The organism is Mesorhizobium sp. B2-3-15, from assembly GCF_006442875.1.
Classification (GTDB): Bacteria; Pseudomonadota; Alphaproteobacteria; order Rhizobiales; family Rhizobiaceae; genus Mesorhizobium; species Mesorhizobium australicum.
In genome coordinates this window covers 46,583-63,733 of the sequence record NZ_VFVO01000018.1, presented here as the reverse complement: position 1 = coordinate 63,733, position 17,151 = coordinate 46,583, and the positions used below count along the sequence as shown (strand labels likewise).

At 62.5% G+C, this 17,151-nt stretch carries 18 protein-coding genes; 5 read left to right on the top strand and 13 right to left on the bottom strand.

Annotated features, from left to right (window positions below; genetic code table 11):
* Nucleotides 1–105 precede the first annotated feature (105 nt).
* On the bottom strand, nt 106–753 hold the full coding sequence (locus tag FJ954_RS28810) for a glutathione S-transferase family protein (RefSeq protein WP_140665157.1): 648 nt from the start codon (nt 751–753) through the stop codon (nt 106–108).
* A gap of 51 nt (nt 754–804) precedes the next feature.
* Between FJ954_RS28810 and FJ954_RS31760 the strand changes: the two genes are divergently transcribed.
* Complete coding sequence (locus FJ954_RS31760) at nt 805–942, top strand: hypothetical protein (RefSeq protein WP_181177940.1); 138 nt, start codon at nt 805–807, stop codon at nt 940–942.
* A gap of 24 nt (nt 943–966) precedes the next feature.
* Nucleotides 967–1,512 carry a sugar O-acetyltransferase gene (locus FJ954_RS28805; protein WP_140665154.1) on the top strand — a complete coding sequence of 182 codons (546 nt, stop codon included), beginning with the start codon at nt 967–969 and terminating at the stop codon, nt 1,510–1,512.
* On the opposite strand, the gene FJ954_RS28800 is transcribed toward FJ954_RS28805, so the two are convergent.
* Nucleotides 1,499–2,848, bottom strand: coding sequence for an ATP-binding protein (locus FJ954_RS28800; protein ID WP_140665152.1), 1,350 nt, complete (start codon nt 2,846–2,848; stop codon nt 1,499–1,501). The genes FJ954_RS28805 and FJ954_RS28800 overlap by 14 nt on opposite strands.
* The gene (locus FJ954_RS28795) at nt 2,845–3,504 is read right to left on the bottom strand and encodes a response regulator (RefSeq protein ID WP_140665149.1); all 660 of its coding nucleotides are present in this window, start codon (nt 3,502–3,504) and stop codon (nt 2,845–2,847) included. The genes FJ954_RS28800 and FJ954_RS28795 overlap by 4 nt, the downstream gene beginning before the upstream one ends.
* A gap of 166 nt (nt 3,505–3,670) precedes the next feature.
* On the opposite strand from FJ954_RS28795, the gene FJ954_RS28790 reads away from it, so the two are divergent.
* On the top strand, nt 3,671–3,937 hold the full coding sequence (locus tag FJ954_RS28790) for a PepSY domain-containing protein (protein ID WP_140665146.1): 267 nt from the start codon (nt 3,671–3,673) through the stop codon (nt 3,935–3,937).
* Between the two features lie 5 nt (nt 3,938–3,942).
* Nucleotides 3,943–4,527 carry a cytochrome b/b6 domain-containing protein gene (locus FJ954_RS28785; protein ID WP_140665144.1) on the top strand — a complete coding sequence of 195 codons (585 nt, stop codon included), beginning with the start codon at nt 3,943–3,945 and terminating at the stop codon, nt 4,525–4,527.
* Between the two features lie 56 nt (nt 4,528–4,583).
* Here FJ954_RS28785 and FJ954_RS28780 read toward each other — a convergent pair whose 3' ends face one another.
* On the bottom strand, nt 4,584–5,579 hold the full coding sequence (locus FJ954_RS28780; protein WP_140665141.1) for a helix-turn-helix domain-containing protein: 996 nt from the start codon (nt 5,577–5,579) through the stop codon (nt 4,584–4,586).
* Between the two features lie 125 nt (nt 5,580–5,704).
* On the opposite strand from FJ954_RS28780, the gene FJ954_RS28775 reads away from it, so the two are divergent.
* Nucleotides 5,705–6,349, top strand: a complete 645-nt coding sequence (locus tag FJ954_RS28775; protein WP_140665139.1) for a cysteine hydrolase family protein — start codon at nt 5,705–5,707, stop codon at nt 6,347–6,349.
* Nucleotides 6,350–6,417: 68 nt separating this feature from the next.
* Here FJ954_RS28775 and FJ954_RS28770 read toward each other — a convergent pair whose 3' ends face one another.
* The 9 genes from FJ954_RS28770 to FJ954_RS28730 form a co-directional block, all read right to left on the bottom strand.
* Nucleotides 6,418–8,097, bottom strand: coding sequence for a formate--tetrahydrofolate ligase (locus FJ954_RS28770; protein ID WP_015316036.1), 1,680 nt, complete (start codon nt 8,095–8,097; stop codon nt 6,418–6,420).
* A gap of 313 nt (nt 8,098–8,410) precedes the next feature.
* Nucleotides 8,411–9,535, bottom strand: a complete 1,125-nt coding sequence (locus tag FJ954_RS28765) for a DUF2333 family protein (protein WP_015316037.1) — start codon at nt 9,533–9,535, stop codon at nt 8,411–8,413.
* Between the two features lie 103 nt (nt 9,536–9,638).
* On the bottom strand, nt 9,639–10,937 hold the full coding sequence (locus FJ954_RS28760) for a DUF6638 family protein (RefSeq protein WP_140665137.1): 1,299 nt from the start codon (nt 10,935–10,937) through the stop codon (nt 9,639–9,641).
* Nucleotides 10,938–11,004: 67 nt separating this feature from the next.
* The gene (locus FJ954_RS28755) at nt 11,005–11,412 is read right to left on the bottom strand and encodes a DUF559 domain-containing protein (RefSeq protein ID WP_015316039.1); all 408 of its coding nucleotides are present in this window, start codon (nt 11,410–11,412) and stop codon (nt 11,005–11,007) included.
* Nucleotides 11,413–11,481: 69 nt separating this feature from the next.
* Nucleotides 11,482–13,392, bottom strand: coding sequence for an ATP-binding protein (locus FJ954_RS28750; protein WP_140665134.1), 1,911 nt, complete (start codon nt 13,390–13,392; stop codon nt 11,482–11,484).
* Nucleotides 13,393–13,416: 24 nt separating this feature from the next.
* Nucleotides 13,417–14,562, bottom strand: coding sequence for a hypothetical protein (locus tag FJ954_RS28745; RefSeq protein WP_140665131.1), 1,146 nt, complete (start codon nt 14,560–14,562; stop codon nt 13,417–13,419).
* A gap of 40 nt (nt 14,563–14,602) precedes the next feature.
* Entirely contained in the window at nt 14,603–15,691 is a 1,089-nt protein-coding gene (locus tag FJ954_RS28740) for a hypothetical protein (protein WP_140665129.1), read from the bottom strand.
* A 318-nt stretch (nt 15,692–16,009) separates the two neighbouring features.
* Nucleotides 16,010–16,399, bottom strand: a complete 390-nt coding sequence (locus tag FJ954_RS28735; RefSeq protein ID WP_015316043.1) for a cytochrome c family protein — start codon at nt 16,397–16,399, stop codon at nt 16,010–16,012.
* Between the two features lie 130 nt (nt 16,400–16,529).
* On the bottom strand, nt 16,530–17,141 hold the full coding sequence (locus FJ954_RS28730; protein WP_140665126.1) for a thymidine kinase: 612 nt from the start codon (nt 17,139–17,141) through the stop codon (nt 16,530–16,532).
* Nucleotides 17,142–17,151 lie beyond the last annotated feature (10 nt).

Genomic DNA, 17,151 nt, shown 5'->3' with positions numbered 1-17,151 from the left:
CTCGATCCCGGGCCGGTACAGCCTTGAAACGGCAAGCTACCATAGGCCGGATATTTGGCTAGGCCGCAGACTCACAAGCGCACAGCCACGGCGGACCGAGGCGAGTCAGTTGGCTGATCGAGCGTTGATCGCAAATTGCGCGGCGAAAGCCCTGATATAAGCGGGCCGAGCTTCCCCGCGCGCCACATAGGCGGCCAGGTTTTGGTATTCATCCAGAATGCCTGACATCCTCAGTCGCAGCAGCACTGACACCATCAGTAGATCGCCGGCGCTGAACGCATCATCGAGCCAGTCCGCGACGCCCAAATGAGCCGAGAGACAGTCCAGCCGGGCGCGAACACGGTCCTTTACCAGCGGCAAGCGCGCCTCGCTCCAGGGCTTGTCGGCTTCGAAAATTCTTGCCGTGGTCAGTTCGAGGATCGACGGCTCTATGGTGTTCAGCGCGGCAAACATCCACGTGATCGCTCGCGCGCGGGCGTTGCGCTCCTTCGGCAGCAGGCCCGCATGCTGCTCGGCAAGATGAAAGACGATCGAGCCGGTCTCGAACAGCGAGAGAGAACCGTCCTCATAGGTGGGGATCTGGCCGAAAGGATGGATGGCCAGATGGTCAGGCGCCTTCATGCCCGCGAAGGAAACAAAACGAACCGCGTAAGGCTGCCCCACTTCTTCCAGCGCCCAGCGAACACGCGTATCGCGGGCCAGTCCCTTGCCGCCATCGGGCGATCGTTCAAACGCCGTGATGGTGATTGTCATCGCATTTGTTCCTTGCCTGGGCGAATTTCTTCGGCTTCCTACCGAGGACGAATGAGCTTCCCGGAAATCGACATCGGTCTTGAACTATTTTCATTGCTGGAGCAGATCGCGAACGGCCGCCAATCAACAAGGCCGCGCATCCTGGTTATGGATTTCACGTCAGTCATCGCCTTGGCGTGTCCGCAGTGATGTAAAAAAAACGGAGGCACTGCCATGGTTCAGAGCGAACGCGCGAAAATGGCTGATGGTGAATGGTATACGTGCCTGGATGACGATCTTGGCGCGTTGCGCGGCGTGGCCGCGGATGCGGTGTTCGAGCACAATACGCTGCCGCCTCGCCGACGCGGGAACCTCGGGCCGGCCCTGCGGACACTGCTGGGCGGCGTGGGCGAGGGTGCCCGCATCGAGGCGCCGTTCCATTGCGCCTACGGCTTCAACATCTTTCTCGGCGCCGGCACCTTCCTCAATGCCGGCTGCACCATTCTTGACACCGCGCCGGTGCGCCTCGGCAAGGGAACGCTGCTTGGCCCCAGCGTGCAGATCTATTGCGCCGAGCACCACAAGGAGGCGGCAGGGCGGCAGGCGGGGCTGGAGATCGCCAAGCCGGTCACGATCGGTGACAATGCCTGGATCGGCGGCAGCGCGGTCATCCTTGGCGGCGTCAGCATCGGCGAGGGCGCCGGGGCGGTGGTGACGCGCGACGTGGCGGCGCACACGACCGTGGTCGGCAACCCGGCGCGGGTGGTCAGGCGGGGCTAACACTACGCGGCGGGAACCTGATCGTCGCTTCAAAACCGTCCCGTCGGCCGGATGCCGGTGAGGTCAGGACAAGCGTCGCATCGATCTGCTGCAGGATTTTGGTGACGATCGCCAGTCCCAGGCCTGATCCTTCGGCACGCGTCCCACCGCGTTCGAACCGTTTGACCAGACCGCCGGGAGCTGACGCCACCGGACCTTGGTTGATCACGCTGAGCCGGGCATCGTCAGTGATGCGAACGACAACCTCGCCGCCCTCGGCCCCATGCCGCAAGGCGTTCTCGATGAGGTTGCGCAGGATAATGGCCAATGCATCCGTATCGATCGCGGCCAACGCCTTGCCTTGGTCGGACGCTTCAAGACGAAGCCGACCCCTGTTCTGGCCGTGCTGCTCGAAGTCGGCGACCACCAATGCGGCGACCGCAGCGAGATCGGCTGGCTTGCCGGCGATCGCTACTCCGGCGTCGGCGCGCGCCAGCTGCATCAGCTTTTCGGACAGGCCGGCGAGGTCGGACAGAGCCGCCTTGATCTGGCGCGGGCGTTTTCTTGCCGCCTCGTCGGATGTTTCCGCGATCAGGCGCTCCGTTTGTGCCAACGCCCCAGCGATTGGTGTGCGCAATTCATGCGCGGCGTTCGCCGTGAACTCCTTTTCAGCATCGAGCGCCATATGCAGGCGCCGCATCAGGCTGTTGACCGACTTGGCGATGGCGGCAAGTTCGGAGGGCAGGTCCTCGGTGCGGATCGGAGCAAGGTTGTCGCCGTGGCGGGCGCTGATTTCGCCGCGCAGTGTCGCGATCGGCCTCAGGAAACGCGTCAGGGTCAGCCACGCGACAAGTGCGCTCAACGGGATGAGAATGACCATCGGTATGAGGAAGCCGGTGGCGGCTTCGAGCGTTTCCTCATTGCGCCGTGAATCGAGCTCGGCGACCTGGATGAGTATTGTGCCGCTGACCGCGGGCTCGGTGTAGATGCGCCATCCGGCTGCCTCCGAGAAGCCCTGTGCGAGCTCAGCCGTGAGCGGCTCCGCGGGAGCGTCATGGGAATGCATGAGAACGCGGCCGCCGGCGTCCCGCACCTGGAAGATGAGGCGGCCGCCTTCGTCGTCCGAAACAGCCTCCCCCAGCCTGCGCGGCGATTGCGATGCCTCACGCCCGAACATATCGTCGATGACCAGCGGCAGCAGTCTGCGGGCTGCCTCCTGCATCGAATTGTCCATGGCTTCATTGATTTCGCGGTGCAGCGTGATGCTTCCGGTGCCAGCGGCGACCAGGCCAACAGCGACCGTGACGAGGATCAGCGACGACACGAGGCGACCGGCAAGGCTGCTGAAGACCTTCATGGGAGTGCAAGGCGGTAGCCCAACCCCCTCACGGTTGTAAGGACCTGGCGCCCGATCTTCTTGCGCAAGCGGCTGACATAGACTTCGACAGTGTTGCTTTCGATCTCCGCGCCGAAGGCATAGAGCGCCTCCTCGATCTGGTTCTTGCCGACTGTCATGCCGGGCCGGCGCAGGAACTGCTCCAGCACCGCCCATTCGCGCGATGTCAGCATGGCCTCCGTGCCGTCGATGGTAACGCGGCGCGCGGCCTGGTCGATTTCGACGGCTCCGAGCCGGATCAAAGGGTTGGGGTTTCCGGCATAGCGGCGCGCGACCGCGGCAAGGCGTGCAGACAACTCGCTGAGATCGAAGGGCTTGACCAGATAGTCGTCCGCCCCGGAATTCAGCCCCGCTATGCGGTCTGAGAGCTGGTCGCGCGCGGTCAGGATGATGACCGGCGTATCGGTGCCTTCACGACGCAGCGTTTTAAGGAATTCGAGACCCTTGCCGTCGGGCAGATGCAGGTCAAGCAGGAGGAGCACATAGGAAACTACACGGAGGTGATCGCAGGCACCGCCAAGCGTCGTGCTCCAGTCCACGGCGTGGCCGTCGGCAGCGATATGATCGCGCACCGCTTCGCCCAGCACCGGATCATCTTCGATCAACAGAACGCGCACTTCGCCTCCGTGTCGCTGCAACACGCGCCTTCATGCGGCACGAGGCTGACAGGAAGCTGAATGAAAGCCAACTGAGGCTTTTGCACGATGCGATGCGTGTTCAGGCTGCTGTCAGGTTTCGCGGCCAAGGTCCTCGACATCGGAATCGGCCGATGGAGAAAATAAGATGAAGACCTTGATCCTGACCGCGCTGGTTATGGCTTTTGCCAGACCGGCCTTCGCCGCCGACAAATGCGATGTGCCGACCGGCCAGTGGCAGCCGCGCGAAGCCTTGCAGAAGAAGCTCGAAAGCGAAGGCTGGAAGGTTCGCAGCATCAAGACGGAACACGGCTGCTATGAAGCCAAGGCGCTTGACGCCAATGGCAAGAAGCTGGAAGCCGTCTTCAATCCCAAGACGCTGGAGTCGGTCGGTGCCGATTCCGATGACGGTTGACGGCCATGAACGCCACTGTTTCGACACGAGAAACCTCGGCCGAGTCGACACGAGAGGCCTCGGTCGAGGTCTGGAGCCCCTACGTCCGCCTCTTTCACTGGTCGCTGGTCCTTTGCGTCGCGGTGGCGTGGCTTTCTTCAGGCGAAATCATGAAGGTGCATGAACTGGCCGGCTACAGTGCCGGGGTTCTGATTGCCTCGCGTTTGATCGCCGGTCTGGCGGGGTCGGGATACACGCGCTTCCGTCAGTTTGTGCGTGGACCGCGCGTGGTGAGTTCTTATCTCGCCGACGTGGCGCATGGCGATGAAAAACGCTATCTCGGCCACAACCCCGCCGGCGGTGCCATGGTGCTGGCGCTTCTGGCTTGCGTGGCAGGAATTGCGCTCACCGGCTGGATGCAGACCACCGATGCCTGGTGGGGCGTGGCCTGGGTCGAGGATACGCACAAGATCCTGGGCAATGGTGTACTGGTGCTGATTGGACTTCATGTCGGCGGCGTGCTGCTCGCCAGTCTGCGTCATCATGAAAATCTGGTTCGCGCCATGATCACCGGCCGTAAACGCGCGGCCTCGCCGCAAGACGTTGGCTGACCGCGGAGAGCGGAAATGCAAGGGCACCGCAGCGACCCGACGCCCTTGCCGTTCGATCACGATGACAGGGCCAGCGCCACCCGTCCGTCCTGATCGACCCGTCTGGAAAACTCGCGCCGATATTGCGCGGGTGATGTCCTTAGCCGCGCGGCGAAATGTTGGCGCAAGGAAGTTGCGCTGCCGAAGCCGGCCTCGAAGGCGACCATGTCCATTGGCTTGTCCGTCGTCTCCAGCAGCCTCTGCGCCAGCGCGATGCGCTGGTCGGCCAGCCAGTCGCCGAAGCTGGTACCTGTCGTCTTGTGGAAACGGCGGGTAAAGGTGCGGCGGGTGAGACCGGCGGCGTCGGCGACGCTGTCGAGACTGTGCGGTTCGCCTGATGTCGCGCGCACCATGTCGAGAGCCTGGGTAAAGCGGTCGGCGGCTGGGCTCGGCGCTATCGGGCGTTCGATGAACTGCGCCTGTCCGCCCTGTCGGTGCGGCGAAAGCACGATGTGCCGGGCGAGCCGCAGTGCCGCCTCGGCGCCATAGCGTGCGCGTACGATGTGCAGGCAGCAGTCAAGCCCGGCGGCGACGCCGGCGGAGGTGACGATGTCGCCGTCATCGACGTAAAGCACGTCCGCATCGACCGAAATGTCGGGATGGAGAGCCTGCAACTGATCCGTATAGGCCCAATGCGTGGTCGCCTTCCGTCCCGAAAGCAGGCCGGCGGCGGCGAGGGCAAAGGTGCCGAGGCAGAGGCCCACGATCAGCGCGCCGCGCCGGTGGGCGCGGCCGAGCGCTTCCTCGAGCGGTTTTGCCACAGGCGCTCCGAGATCCTTCCAGCTCGGGATGATGACGATATCGGCGTCTTCGAGCGCGGCAAGCCCGTGCGGGACCAGGATGCTCAATCCGGCGTCGGTCTGGATCAGCCCTTCCTCCACGCCGCAGACGCGGAAGTCGAAGCGCGGCAGGCCGAGCCTGGTGCGGTCGGCGCCGAACACCAGGCACGGCACGGAGAGATGGAACGGACTGATGCCGTCGAAGGCGAGGACGGCGATGATGGGAGCGGTCATGGGGCGTTTCCAGTGTGAAGGAGGATTGTCCCAATTCTTTCGTATGATGTCAATCGGGCCACTGTTGGCGCCTCGGTCAGCAGGCTATCTTCGATCCATCGCATTCAAGCCTGAAAGGAAATATCATGTCTGCCCCAGCCAACACCGCGCCGCGCCGCGCGCTGATCGTCGTCGACGTCCAGAATGACTATGACGGCGGCAACCTGGCGATCCAGTATCCGCCGTTCCGCGACAGCGTCGTCAACGTGACGCGTGCCATGGATGCCGCATCGGCAGCAGGCATCAAGGTCGTGGTCGTCAAGCAGATGGCGCCCGAGACGTCGCCGATCTTCGCCCGGGGCAGCCATGGCGGCGAACTGCATCCCGAGATCGCCAGGCGCGGCCGCGACCATTATGTCGAGAAGAACTTGCCAAGCGCCTTCACCGGTACCGACCTCGAGGACTGGTTGCGCGCCAACGCCATCGATACGATCGCGGTCGTCGGCTACATGACGCATAATTGCGACCTGTCGACCATCATCCATGCCGTGCATATGGGCTTCGCGGTCGAGTTCCTGTCCGACGCGACCGGTTCGGTGCCTTACGCCAACAGCGCCGGCTACGCCTCGGCCGAGGAGATCCATCGCGTGGTGAGCATCATCCTTCAGTCGCGCTTCGCCGCGGTGCTCAAGACTGCCGAATGGATCGACTGCCTGGAGACCGGCGCGCTGCCGGAACGCGACACGATCCATGCGTCCAACCAGCGGGCGCTGTCGCGCAGCGCCGCGTAGGACGATCCGCAAACGAGAAGGGCGCCGCGGCGATGCGGCGCCCTTCTTGTTCTTGTCGAGATGAAAGATCAGAACAGGCCTTCGATCTGGCCGGCCTCGTTGAGGAAGATCTTTTCCGACGACGGCTTGCTCGGCAGGCCAGGCATGGTCATGACCTCGCCGCAGATGATGACGACGAAGCCGGCGCCGGCGGACAGCCTGACCTCGCGCACCGGCACGGTGTGGCCGGTCGGCGCGCCGCGCAGGTTCGGGTCGGTCGAGAACGAGTACTGTGTCTTGGCCATGCAGACCGGAAGGTTGCCGTAACCAGCATCCTCCCAGGCCTTCAACTGGTCGCGCACCGATTTGTCGGCGATGGCTTCCGAGCCGCGATAGATGCGCTGAACGATGGTGTTTATTTTCTCGAACAGCGGCATGGAGTCGGGATAGAGTGGCGCGAACTGCGACGCGCCGGATTCGGCGAGCGCCACCACCTTGTTGGCAAGCTCCTCGATGCCGGCGGAGCCGTTGGCCCAGTGCTTGCACAGGATCGCTTCCTCGCCCATCGAGGCGACGTAGTCCTTGAGCGCCTGGATCTCGGCGTCGGTGTCGGAATAGAAGTGGTTGATGGCAACGACCGCCGGGACGCCGAACTGCCTGATGTTCTCGATGTGGCGTCCAAGGTTCGGGCAGCCCTTCCTGACGGCTTCGACATTCTCCTTGCCAAGGTCTTCCTTCTTGACGCCGCCATTCATCTTCATGGCGCGCACGGTGGCGACGATGACGGTGGCTGCCGGCTTCAGTCCGGCCTTGCGGCACTTGATGTCGAAGAACTTTTCGGCACCTAGATCAGCACCAAAACCGGCTTCGGTGACGACGTAGTCGGCAAGCTTGAGCGCCGTCGTGGTGGCGACGACCGAGTTGCAGCCATGCGCGATGTTGGCGAACGGGCCGCCATGCACGAAGGCCGGGTTGTTCTCCAGCGTCTGCACCAGATTGGGCTGCATGGCATCCTTGAGCAGGACGGCCATGGCGCCATCGGCCTTGAGGTCGCGGGCATAGACCGCCGACTTGTCGCGGCGATAGGCGACGATGATGTCGCCGAGGCGCTTTTCCAGGTCCTTCAGGTCGGTGGCGAGGCAGAGGATCGCCATCACTTCCGAGGCGACGGTGATGTCGAAGCCGGCTTCGCGCGGAAAGCCGTTGGCGACGCCGCCGAGCGAGCAGATGATCTCGCGCAGCGCCCGGTCGTTCATGTCCATGACGCGGCGCCACACCACGCGGCGGGTGTCGATGCCGAGTTCATTGCCCCAGTAGATGTGATTGTCGATCAGGGCCGACAAAAGGTTGTGCGCCGTGGTGATGGCGTGGAAGTCGCCGGTGAAGTGGAGGTTCATGTCCTCCATCGGCACGACCTGCGCGTAACCGCCGCCGGCGGCACCGCCCTTGACGCCGAAATTCGGGCCGAGCGAGGCTTCGCGGATGCAGACGATCGCCTTCTTGCCGACGCGGTTGAGGCCATCACCGAGGCCGACGGTGGTGGTGGTCTTGCCCTCGCCGGCCGGGGTCGGGTTGATGGCGGTGACCAGGATCAGCTTGCCGTCCTTGTTGCCCTTCACCGACTTGATGAACTCGGCCGAAATCTTGGCCTTGTCGTGGCCGTAGGGCAGCAGATGTTCGGTCGGGATGCCGATCTTCTGGCCGATCTCCTGGATCTGCTTTTTCCTGGCGCCACGCGCGATCTCGATGTCGGACTTCACTTCGGCCATGACGGCGTTCCTCTGGATTGGACGGTGGAGGGGACGGGGTTGATCTTACTCGCAAGAAGGCTGGAGCCGGACGCGCGGGGCATCTAACCCTGTCGCTGCGGCGGCGTCAACTTTCATGCAACTATGTTTCCTATAGAGAAAATTCCTCTGCGGCGGGCCGACCTATTCCCGGTTCTTTATGGCTCCGCTTGCCGCGCCGTATAGAAGCCAGAGCAGGGGCGCTTCCGCCGTCTCAAAACAGCCGCACAATGCACGGAATGCGACAGACGCGACGACGCAAATCCGCCATCGCGAGTGTTGCCGTGGGACAGCGCTACTGCGTCAGCACGTTGCTGATTTCAACCATGTTCGAGCGCACCCGAAGCACGTAGAAGCCCATCGTCGTCAGATGGGTGGGCAGCAGCCAGCCGTCCTCGCGGCCATTGGCGATGATGAAGGGCTGGATGCGCAGGGCCGACACGAACTGCGCGTCCATCGTATCCCACAGGCTCTGCAGGTGCTTTTCCTTGATGACGTCCTCGAAGTCGGCCTGGGCGCCCTTCATCAGGCCGTAATAGGCATAGAGCTGGCCATAGGCGAACCAGTAGCGGTCGTCGGCGCGGGTGTCGAACCAGCCATTGTTGTGGTTCTCGGCACGCTCCTTGAGGATGGCGGAGGTCGAGCCGATGTCACTGGCGATGCGATCGATATACTGCTTCAGATTGTCGGCGCGGGCATCGAAAGTGGCCTGGCAGGTGGCGAGCCGGGCATTGAACGAACGCAGCTTGCGCACGGCGTCGCGATAGTAGCTCGGCGTCGGTGTCTTCGGTCCAAACGGGCTCACGCCGAAATACCAGGTATACTCGTCGAACTGCAGATTGCCACGCGCGTCCTGCAGGTCGGCATCGATCTGCGAGGTGGTGCGCACGCGGCCGAGATTGTCGGCAAGCTCGGTCGCCGTGCGTCGCACCGCCTGGTTGATGCCGCGCTGGAAAGAGGCCTTGTTGTCCATCCACGGGGTGTTGTCCCAGTCGATGCCGAACAGGCCGAGCTTGTAGAGGATCATCGACGAGATCCAGGCATTCTGGTTGACGTTGAAGTCAGTCAGGTCCGCCGCCACCTGGGCGATGCCGGAGTTGCCGCAAGTCTTGGCCGTGTCGGTGCCGGCGCCGGCGGCCACCTGTTCACCGGCGGAAACGTTGCGCTTCTCGAACGTATAGGTGTCCGGGTAGTTCGGGTTGAACCTGTTCCACCACTGGGTGGCGTAGAAGAAGTTGGCGTAAAGGCCGATCAGCACCAGCAAGGCTAGGCCGACGACGGCCTTCAGGATCCAGCCGCGCTGCGTGTACCAGCGGCCGGCCCACAAGAAGGGCCACAGGATCACGCCGATCAGAAGGCCGATGCCGCGGCCGATCCACTGGAACAGCTTGACGAAGAAGTTCACGATCGGGTCGAGCATGGCTGTATCACCCCCTCAGCACGATGCCAAAAAGTTGCAGGCTTTTTGGATAACATCATGCACCAAAACAACAAGTTAGAACGGAATGCCGGTTCATATCGTTCTAGTCGGTCAGGCCGTAGAGGCGTGTGCGAAACGCCACCTTTTCCTTCAAATATGTGGTTTTCAGAACGTCCACAACATGCGATCGCCAAGCGTCGCTGAAGCCGTCATAGTCCTTGTAGAAGCCGTCCTTGTTGAAGATGTAGCGCGAGACGAAGTCAGACGGCACGAAATCCGAGATCAGCCGGTTGGTCAGCCAGGCGTCGGGATGATCAGGCTTGGCGCGGACCACCAGGAAGCGCTGTTGCGGGAAGACGTCCTCGATCTTGAGGTGGCCGAGCTGGGCGATCTCGCGCTTGGCGGCGTTGAGGAAGGGAAAATTGCCGTCCCTGGTGATCAGGTCGGCATGGCTCTGGATCCAGGTCTGCAGCCAGACCTTGTCGACATCGGTCAAATTGCGGTTCGGCTCGGCGTCGCGGATCAGCGCGCGCACCACCATTTCGGCGCGGTGCTCGAGATAGCCCGAGGTTTCGATCCAGGAGGCGCGCGGCAGTTCGATGCGGCCGGTGGCGGCCAGGAATTTGAACACCTTGTCGGCGTCCTTGATGGAGAGATAGCTCACCTGCCAGGGCCGCGAGCGGCGGAAACCTGGAGCCGCCGGATCGCTGATCACCGTCGTCATGTCGGGATCGACGAAGACGTAGAGGCCGCCGAAATGGCTGGTCCAGTAGGCGTTGTGGCGGAAGATCACCTGGTCGGGCACCAGCGCGTTCTCCCTGACGTCGCCGCAGACCTTGGCGAGTTCCACCATGCGGGTCAGCATGGCATTGTCGCGCCAGGCGTCGGGCTCCTGCTTCAGCCGGTCGACGAGCTTGCCGAGCTCGGCCGCCTTGCCCAGCACGTCCTCGGCCGACAGCACCTTGAACTCGACCTGGCTGATCGACAGCAGGTCCTCGATGTCGTTGACCTTGGGAACGGAATCCTCCATCTCGCCGTAGATCACGTCCTTGATGGTCAGCGCGTCTATGGCGCGCTGGTTCCTGGACATGAATTCGAACATCAGCTGCGAGGTGTTCGAGAAGGCCGTGTGCACCACCGGCAGGTCGATCTGCGACGGCGTCAGGATGATGAAGCGGCGGTTGACCTCGTTGGGATCCAGATAATCGTAGTCGCCACACTCCTCGGCCACTTCGGGCGAAAAGCCGGTGCGGTCGATCTGGAAACTCTTCAGCTTTGTCGGCTTGAGACCGAAAGCCGCCAGCGCCTTGTTGTAGCGCTGGATGAGATGCGGCTCGTCGACCGTGAGCAGCCGGCCGTAGATGAGTTCGTTGTCGCGCAGGAGATCGGGTTTTTTGCTCATCTTGCCTTCTCCCCGTTCACGGGGAGAAGGTGCCCGAAGGGCGGATGAGGGGCGGCGCAAACGCTCATCATCTCGTCTCCAAGATTGAAGGCAGAAACTTCGCGTCGATGCCAATCATCTTCTTGTTCAGCCGACCATCCACGGCCGCAACGATGGTCTCCAATACGCTCTTTCGGCCGCTCAAAACATCAGCGTGCCAAATCCTCAATACCGACCAACCATTAGCGTTCATCGTTTCGTCCCTGTAGCGATCCCGGGATCCACCTGCATGCTGGCTGCCATCGACCTCCACGACCAGATTAGCCTCACGACAGGCAAAGTCGGCGAAATAGGGCCCGATGGGCAGTTGGCGAATGAATTTGTGGCCATTCAATCGTCGCCCACGCAGTTCATGCCAGAGCTTTTCCTCGGCATCGTTCTCGATTTTCCGAAGCTCGCGGGCTCTTGCCACCTTGGGCTCGTTTCCACCACGCATGGCGCTGCCCCTCATCCGCCCTTCGGGCACCTTCTCCCCGTGAACGGGGAGAAGGAAGAAGAGCTCGCCTCACGCATTCCACAGACCCTTCTTCTTCATCTCCTCCATCTCACGCGCCGCGCGTTCGCGCAGCCTTGCGTCGCGCAGCAGCTTCTCCACCGCGGCATCGTCGGACTTGTCGGAATAGCGGAACTCGGAATCGGCGTAGCGGTTGATCTCCTGCATGACCATGTCCATCGAGAACGGCCCGCGCAATTCCTCGATCATCGCTTTCTTGGCGTCGTAGCTCTTGTGCATGAAGGCTTCCGGCTTTTCGAACCAGTCGTCGGGAAGCTCGATGTCCATGGCACGCATCTTGATGGCGTCGGTGACGTTCTTGATGGCGCGACCGGTGAAGCGCGGCTCGGCGTCCTTGATCAGGTGCAGGTAGGTGCCGATGTCGGCCATGGTCCTGGGCGCGCCATTTTCCTTCATGTAGCGCTCGTAGACCCGCACCAGTCCGTCCTCCCGCGGCTTTTCATGCTCTTCATAGGCTTCGGTCACGGCGCGCTGGATCTCCTGCGCGGCGTAGAGTTCGTGCTTGCCCAGGGGGATTTCGTGGTTCTTGCCGGCGAGCAGCACGAAAATGTCGATATAGTCGTCTCGGGTCTGCGGCCCGTCGACCAGCCAGCGGGCGCCGGCGCGCTGGCGCAGCGCATCGTCGACATTTTCGGGATAGTTGGAAAACATGCCGAACGAGCAATTGCCACGCACCACGGTGGCAGCACCGGCGAAGGCGTCCATCAGCACGCCGGTGATCTCCTGCTGGCCGGCCGATGCGCGGTCGTCGGAACGGCGGGCGGCCACCTGGTCGATGTCGTCGATGGTGCCGAAGCCGATGACGCGCGGGTTCAACACATTGTTGATGAACTGGCGGCAGTTCTGGCCAGACTTGCCTTGGTAGGACGAAATCTGGTCGACGCCGAAATTTTCATAGGCAAAGGGATAGCCGGCGACCTGGCAATAGCCGTTGACAAGGCCGGCGATCATCTGGATCAGCGTCGTCTTGCCGGTGCCGGGCGCGCCGTCGCCGATGAAGGTGAACAGGAAGCCGCCGAGCTCGACGAACGGGTTCAGTTCACGCTCGAAATCATAGGCCATCAGCATCTTGGCGAGCTTGACGGACTGGTATTTGGCGATGTGGTTGCCGACGACCTCTTCCGGTTTCTTGAAGGTCATCACCAGCGGCTTGGAGCGCTTGCCCGGCGCCACGTCGAAGCCGTCGAGGGTGAAGTCGTCGGCGTCGATGCGGATATGGGCGTTCTCGAACGGGCCGATGCCGTCGAAGCGGCTTTTGCGCGCCAAAAGCCCGTCGATGGCGACGCGGGCGAAGGCGCGCGCCCTGGTCGTCAGGTCGCCCTCGTCCGTCGAGCCCGCTATCGCCTTGTCGAGGCCGGCCAGGATCGATTTAACCGCATCCTGGGGCGTGTCGAACAGGAAGTCCGGCTCGGGGATATCGTTCGGCGCCTCGCCGTCGCCGTCGATGAGCTGGAACAGATACGAGGCGAGGCTGAAGGCCGAAATATAGGCCGAAGCCGACAGCAGTTTCTTGAAGGTGGACGCCTCGTCGCCTTCGAGCGGCGCGCGGGTGTTCCTGGCCTGCAGGCTTTCGAGATCGGAGCCTTCGGCGAAGACGTCCGATACCGCCAGCGCGATCGCCGTGCCGCGCCGGGCGCGAAAGAGCAGCGTGTGCTGCGGGATGGTCAGCAACTGGTCGTCGGGATGAACGGCGCCGACCGTCTTCGACAGCTCGACCTCGCGGGTGCGGCGCACCGAACCGACCGAGACGGTGGAGACGAAGCGGCGGTTGGTGCCGGCCAATGCCGTACCGGATTCGCGCGATGGATCCTCCAGCACGACGATGCGGGTGATGAAGCTCTGCGCGGTGGCGCGGTGTTTTTCGATAGCCGCTTCCGGGATGGTGGTCAGGCCGGTGTCCATGAAGGGTGCTCCGTGGTGTGACGGTCAGACGTCTGAGATGACCTGCCCATTCGACAGGATGTGAACCTTGTAGCCGCCAAAGATCTTCTGTGCTTCGCCGGCGGCGTAAAGCGCCTGGTAGGCTTCGTGCGGGATCAGCGCGTGGTTTTCGTAGCTCGACACGCCCTGGCGGGCGGCTTCCAGGTCGTCGGTGTTGATGAAGAATTCCTGCGTCGTCTTCTCGCTGGAGAACAGGCCCTTGCGGCCGGGCTTCTCGCCCTTGGAATAGACTTCCTGGATGGTCCAGGTCAAAAGCCAGGCATTTTCGGGCTTGCGCACCTTGGTCAGCACTTCCGTCACCGTCGAATTGTTGTCGGTGATGCCTGCCGAGTAGAAGGGGCCAAGCACCACCCGCCTCAGCTGCTTGGGGTGCAATGGCTCGAAATCCTTGTCGAGATTGACCGCGATGGTCGCCGGCGACAGCGTATAGGCTGAATTCTTCTCGGTGAAATCGTCGAAGCGGTGGGCAAGCTCGGGGTTGAGCAGGCCCTCGACGGGCAGCGGAATGTCGACCTTGTCGTTGAGCTTGCCGCTCCGGTCGACAAGCTGGCGGACCATGCTTTCCGACGAATCCTCCACCGTCACCATATAGACCAGAGGCAGGTTGGCGCTGCCGTCGAAGCTTGCCCAGTGGACGAGGTAATAAGGCCGCGCCGTCTTCGGATTGACCGACACCTTGGCCGTCTGCGCCAGCGTGAACGGACCGAAGGTCTGCTCGCTCTTGACGTCTTCGAGATAGAGCCGCTCGGCCATCGATTTCTGCAGCGCCTCGGGAAACTCCTTGTGGCGCAGGATGAAGTCGGCCATCTCCTCGCGCAGCTCGCCGGCCTGGGGGATGTTGGCGAGCCGGGCTTCGGCCTGCAGGCGGTCGTTTTCCAGTTCAAGCAGGTTCTGGAACACCGGGTAGCCGCTCTCGGCGCGCGAAATGCGGAACGTGTCCATGAAGCCCAGCCGGTTGCGCCAGCAGGAAAAGGACTTGTCGAGCCGAGCGATGTACTCGGCAACGATCTTGGCGACGATGCCGTGTCGGTAAAGCGGCGAGCGGTCGTCGCGCATGAACACTTCAAGGCCGCTGAGCGCGGCCGTGATTGCCGAGAAATACCGCGCCGCGGCGTCGTTTTCGGGGGTCATGCTGTCAGTCCTGGGATTGTCGCACCGGTGTGCGCGGCAATTATGACTGCACGTAGTTGGCCGAATTGTGCTTCTTCAGCACCTCGTCGAAGCGGCGGGCAAAGGCATCGTCGGCCAGCTTCTTGCGGCGCTGGATGTCGGCGCTGGCGACCATGTTCTTCTCGTGCATCTCCAAGAGATCGCCGATGTGCTTCTGCGAGGCGGCGCCGATGCCGGCCATGGTTTCCTCGGCCGTGTTGTCGACCTGGCTGCCCAGCGTGTTGATCTTGTGGGCGACGTCCTGCTGGGCGGCGGTCTTCAGCGAGTCCTCGAGCGCCTTGTAGAGCACGATGCGCTGTTCGGTATCGATGGTCAGCTTGTTGATCAGCGTCGACTGCGCGGCGATCTGGTTGTTGAGCGAATCGACGAAGGTCTGGAACATCGAAGTATAGCGCTCCAGCGTCTGGCTTTCGGCCAGCAGCTCCTGCTCCTTCGCCTGCTTTTCATTGTATTCGGTGGCGAGCTTGGAACGCTCGCCCTCGAGCTGCGTGCGGTCTTTCTGGCTGGTCGAGGCGGCGATCCTGTTTTCGATGTCGAGCAGCATCGGATTGAGCTCCTCGATGCGCTTCTGCACGGTTTCGAGGTTGGTCATGGTGATCTTGCGGCGCTCGATCACCTGCGACAGGCTGGCCTCGGAGGTCTTGTAGCGCTGGTCGAGAATTTCCTTCTGCGCCTTCAATATGCCGACGATGGTATCGGACTTGGCCAGCAGCTCCTGCAGGTTGCCGGCGAGCGACATGTTGCGGACGCGATCGGTGCGCATGCGCTGCTTGCGCTGCGCCGAAAAAACGCCGACGAAGTTTTCCCAGCCGGTATAGTTCTTCATGCTCTCGAACTCGGCGCCGAAGACGTTGGTGGCGTCCTCCAGCCCGATGATCAGGTCGGCGATGTTGCCTTCCATCACCTTCTGCTGCTTCAGTACATCCTCAATGCGGGCGTTCTCGATGTCGAAATTGGCGTCGCCGATCTTCTTGTCGGCGGTTGCGAGCGTGTCGAGCACGGTGCCGGATTGCTCGATCTTGGTGCGCATGTCCTGGACGACCTGCTTGGTCTTGGCAATTTCGGCATCGAAATTCTGCAATGTCGCCATAGGGGCCTCCCGCTTCGGCTTCCGCTCGCTGGTTGCGAACAGCGGCGAATATATGTGGGGTATCAGGGGATTGAAAGACGTGAAGACAGTGGGTGGCGCGAAAACAAATATCCGGCCGAACCCTTGAAAGCCAGTGGAGCCGTGGTCATGACGTGATCAACTGGCAGGCCAAGCCTTGTTCAGCTGATTTTGAACTTTGATGCCGGCAAAGCAATCAATCCACGCGGAAGCGAATGGCTCCTAAACTCGACAACAACTGGCCATTTGCAGCCCCACCGGCGGCACAAGTCGGCCCGTCCGACGACGAACGGCGTCTGCTCAGGGTTTGGGGTCGGCCTTCAGATAGGCGACGACGTTGGCGATGTCGTCGTCATTGCTGAGGCCGCCAAAGGCCATCCTGTTGCCGGGCACCTTCAGCTTGGGCGATCTGAGGTATTCGGCAAGATTTGCCTCGTCCCAGACGAGACCGGCAGCACCCGCGCTCTTCATGGCGTCCGAATAACGGTCGAGGAAGCTTTCGGCGGTTCCCGCCTTGCGGCCGACGACGCCCATCAGATGCGGGCCGACCTTGTCGCGGTCGGACGCCGCCTCATGGCAGGCCATGCATCGGTTGAAAACATGTTTGCCCAGCACAGGATCGCCCCCGGCCCGGGCGGTAACGGAGGTGGCAAGCAAAAGAAGGCTGGCGGACAAGACGGCTCGAAGCATGGCTGACCCCGGGAGGCTGTGGCTGAGGGTGGGAAAATAGGGCGCTGACCTTGACAAAGGCACCATAGAACGGCGCGGCCGACAAGAGGTGGCAGCCAGCTACCCACGCCGACGCCCCAGCGAGCCCCATTCAGCGGCTGATAAAGCCGATGAAGTCGTCAGGTGCCGCGCGGCCCATTTCCTCTTCCCAATGCCGGCGGCAGAGCGAGACATAGACGTCCTTGCCGATCGCCACCTGTTCGCCCTGCCTGGCCACCTTGCCGTCGGGACCGAGGCGCACGACCATTGTCGCCTTGCGGCCGCAGCGGCAGATGGTGCGCACTTCGCGCAGATCGTCGGCGATCGCCAGCAGCGCCCGCGAGCCGGGAAACAGCTTTCCCTGGAAATCGGTGCGCAGGCCATAGCACATGACCGGGATGTTGAGCCGGTCGGCGATGCGGGCAAGCTGCCAGACCTGCTCCTCCTCCAGGAACTGCGCCTCGTCGACAAAGACGCAATGCACCGCCGTGTGCTGGTGATGCTCGGCGACGCGGGCGAACAGGTCGTCGCCGTCGCGGAACATTTCGGCTTCCGTTTCCAGCCCGATGCGCGACGAGATCAGGCCGGTGTCACCCTTGCGGTAGTGGCCGGCGACGAACAGCATCGTCGTCATGCCGCGCTCGCGGTAATTGTACGACGCCTGCAACAGCATGGTCGTCTTGCCGGCATTCATCGTCGCGTAGTGGAAGTAAAGCTTGGCCATGCCGCTCTTT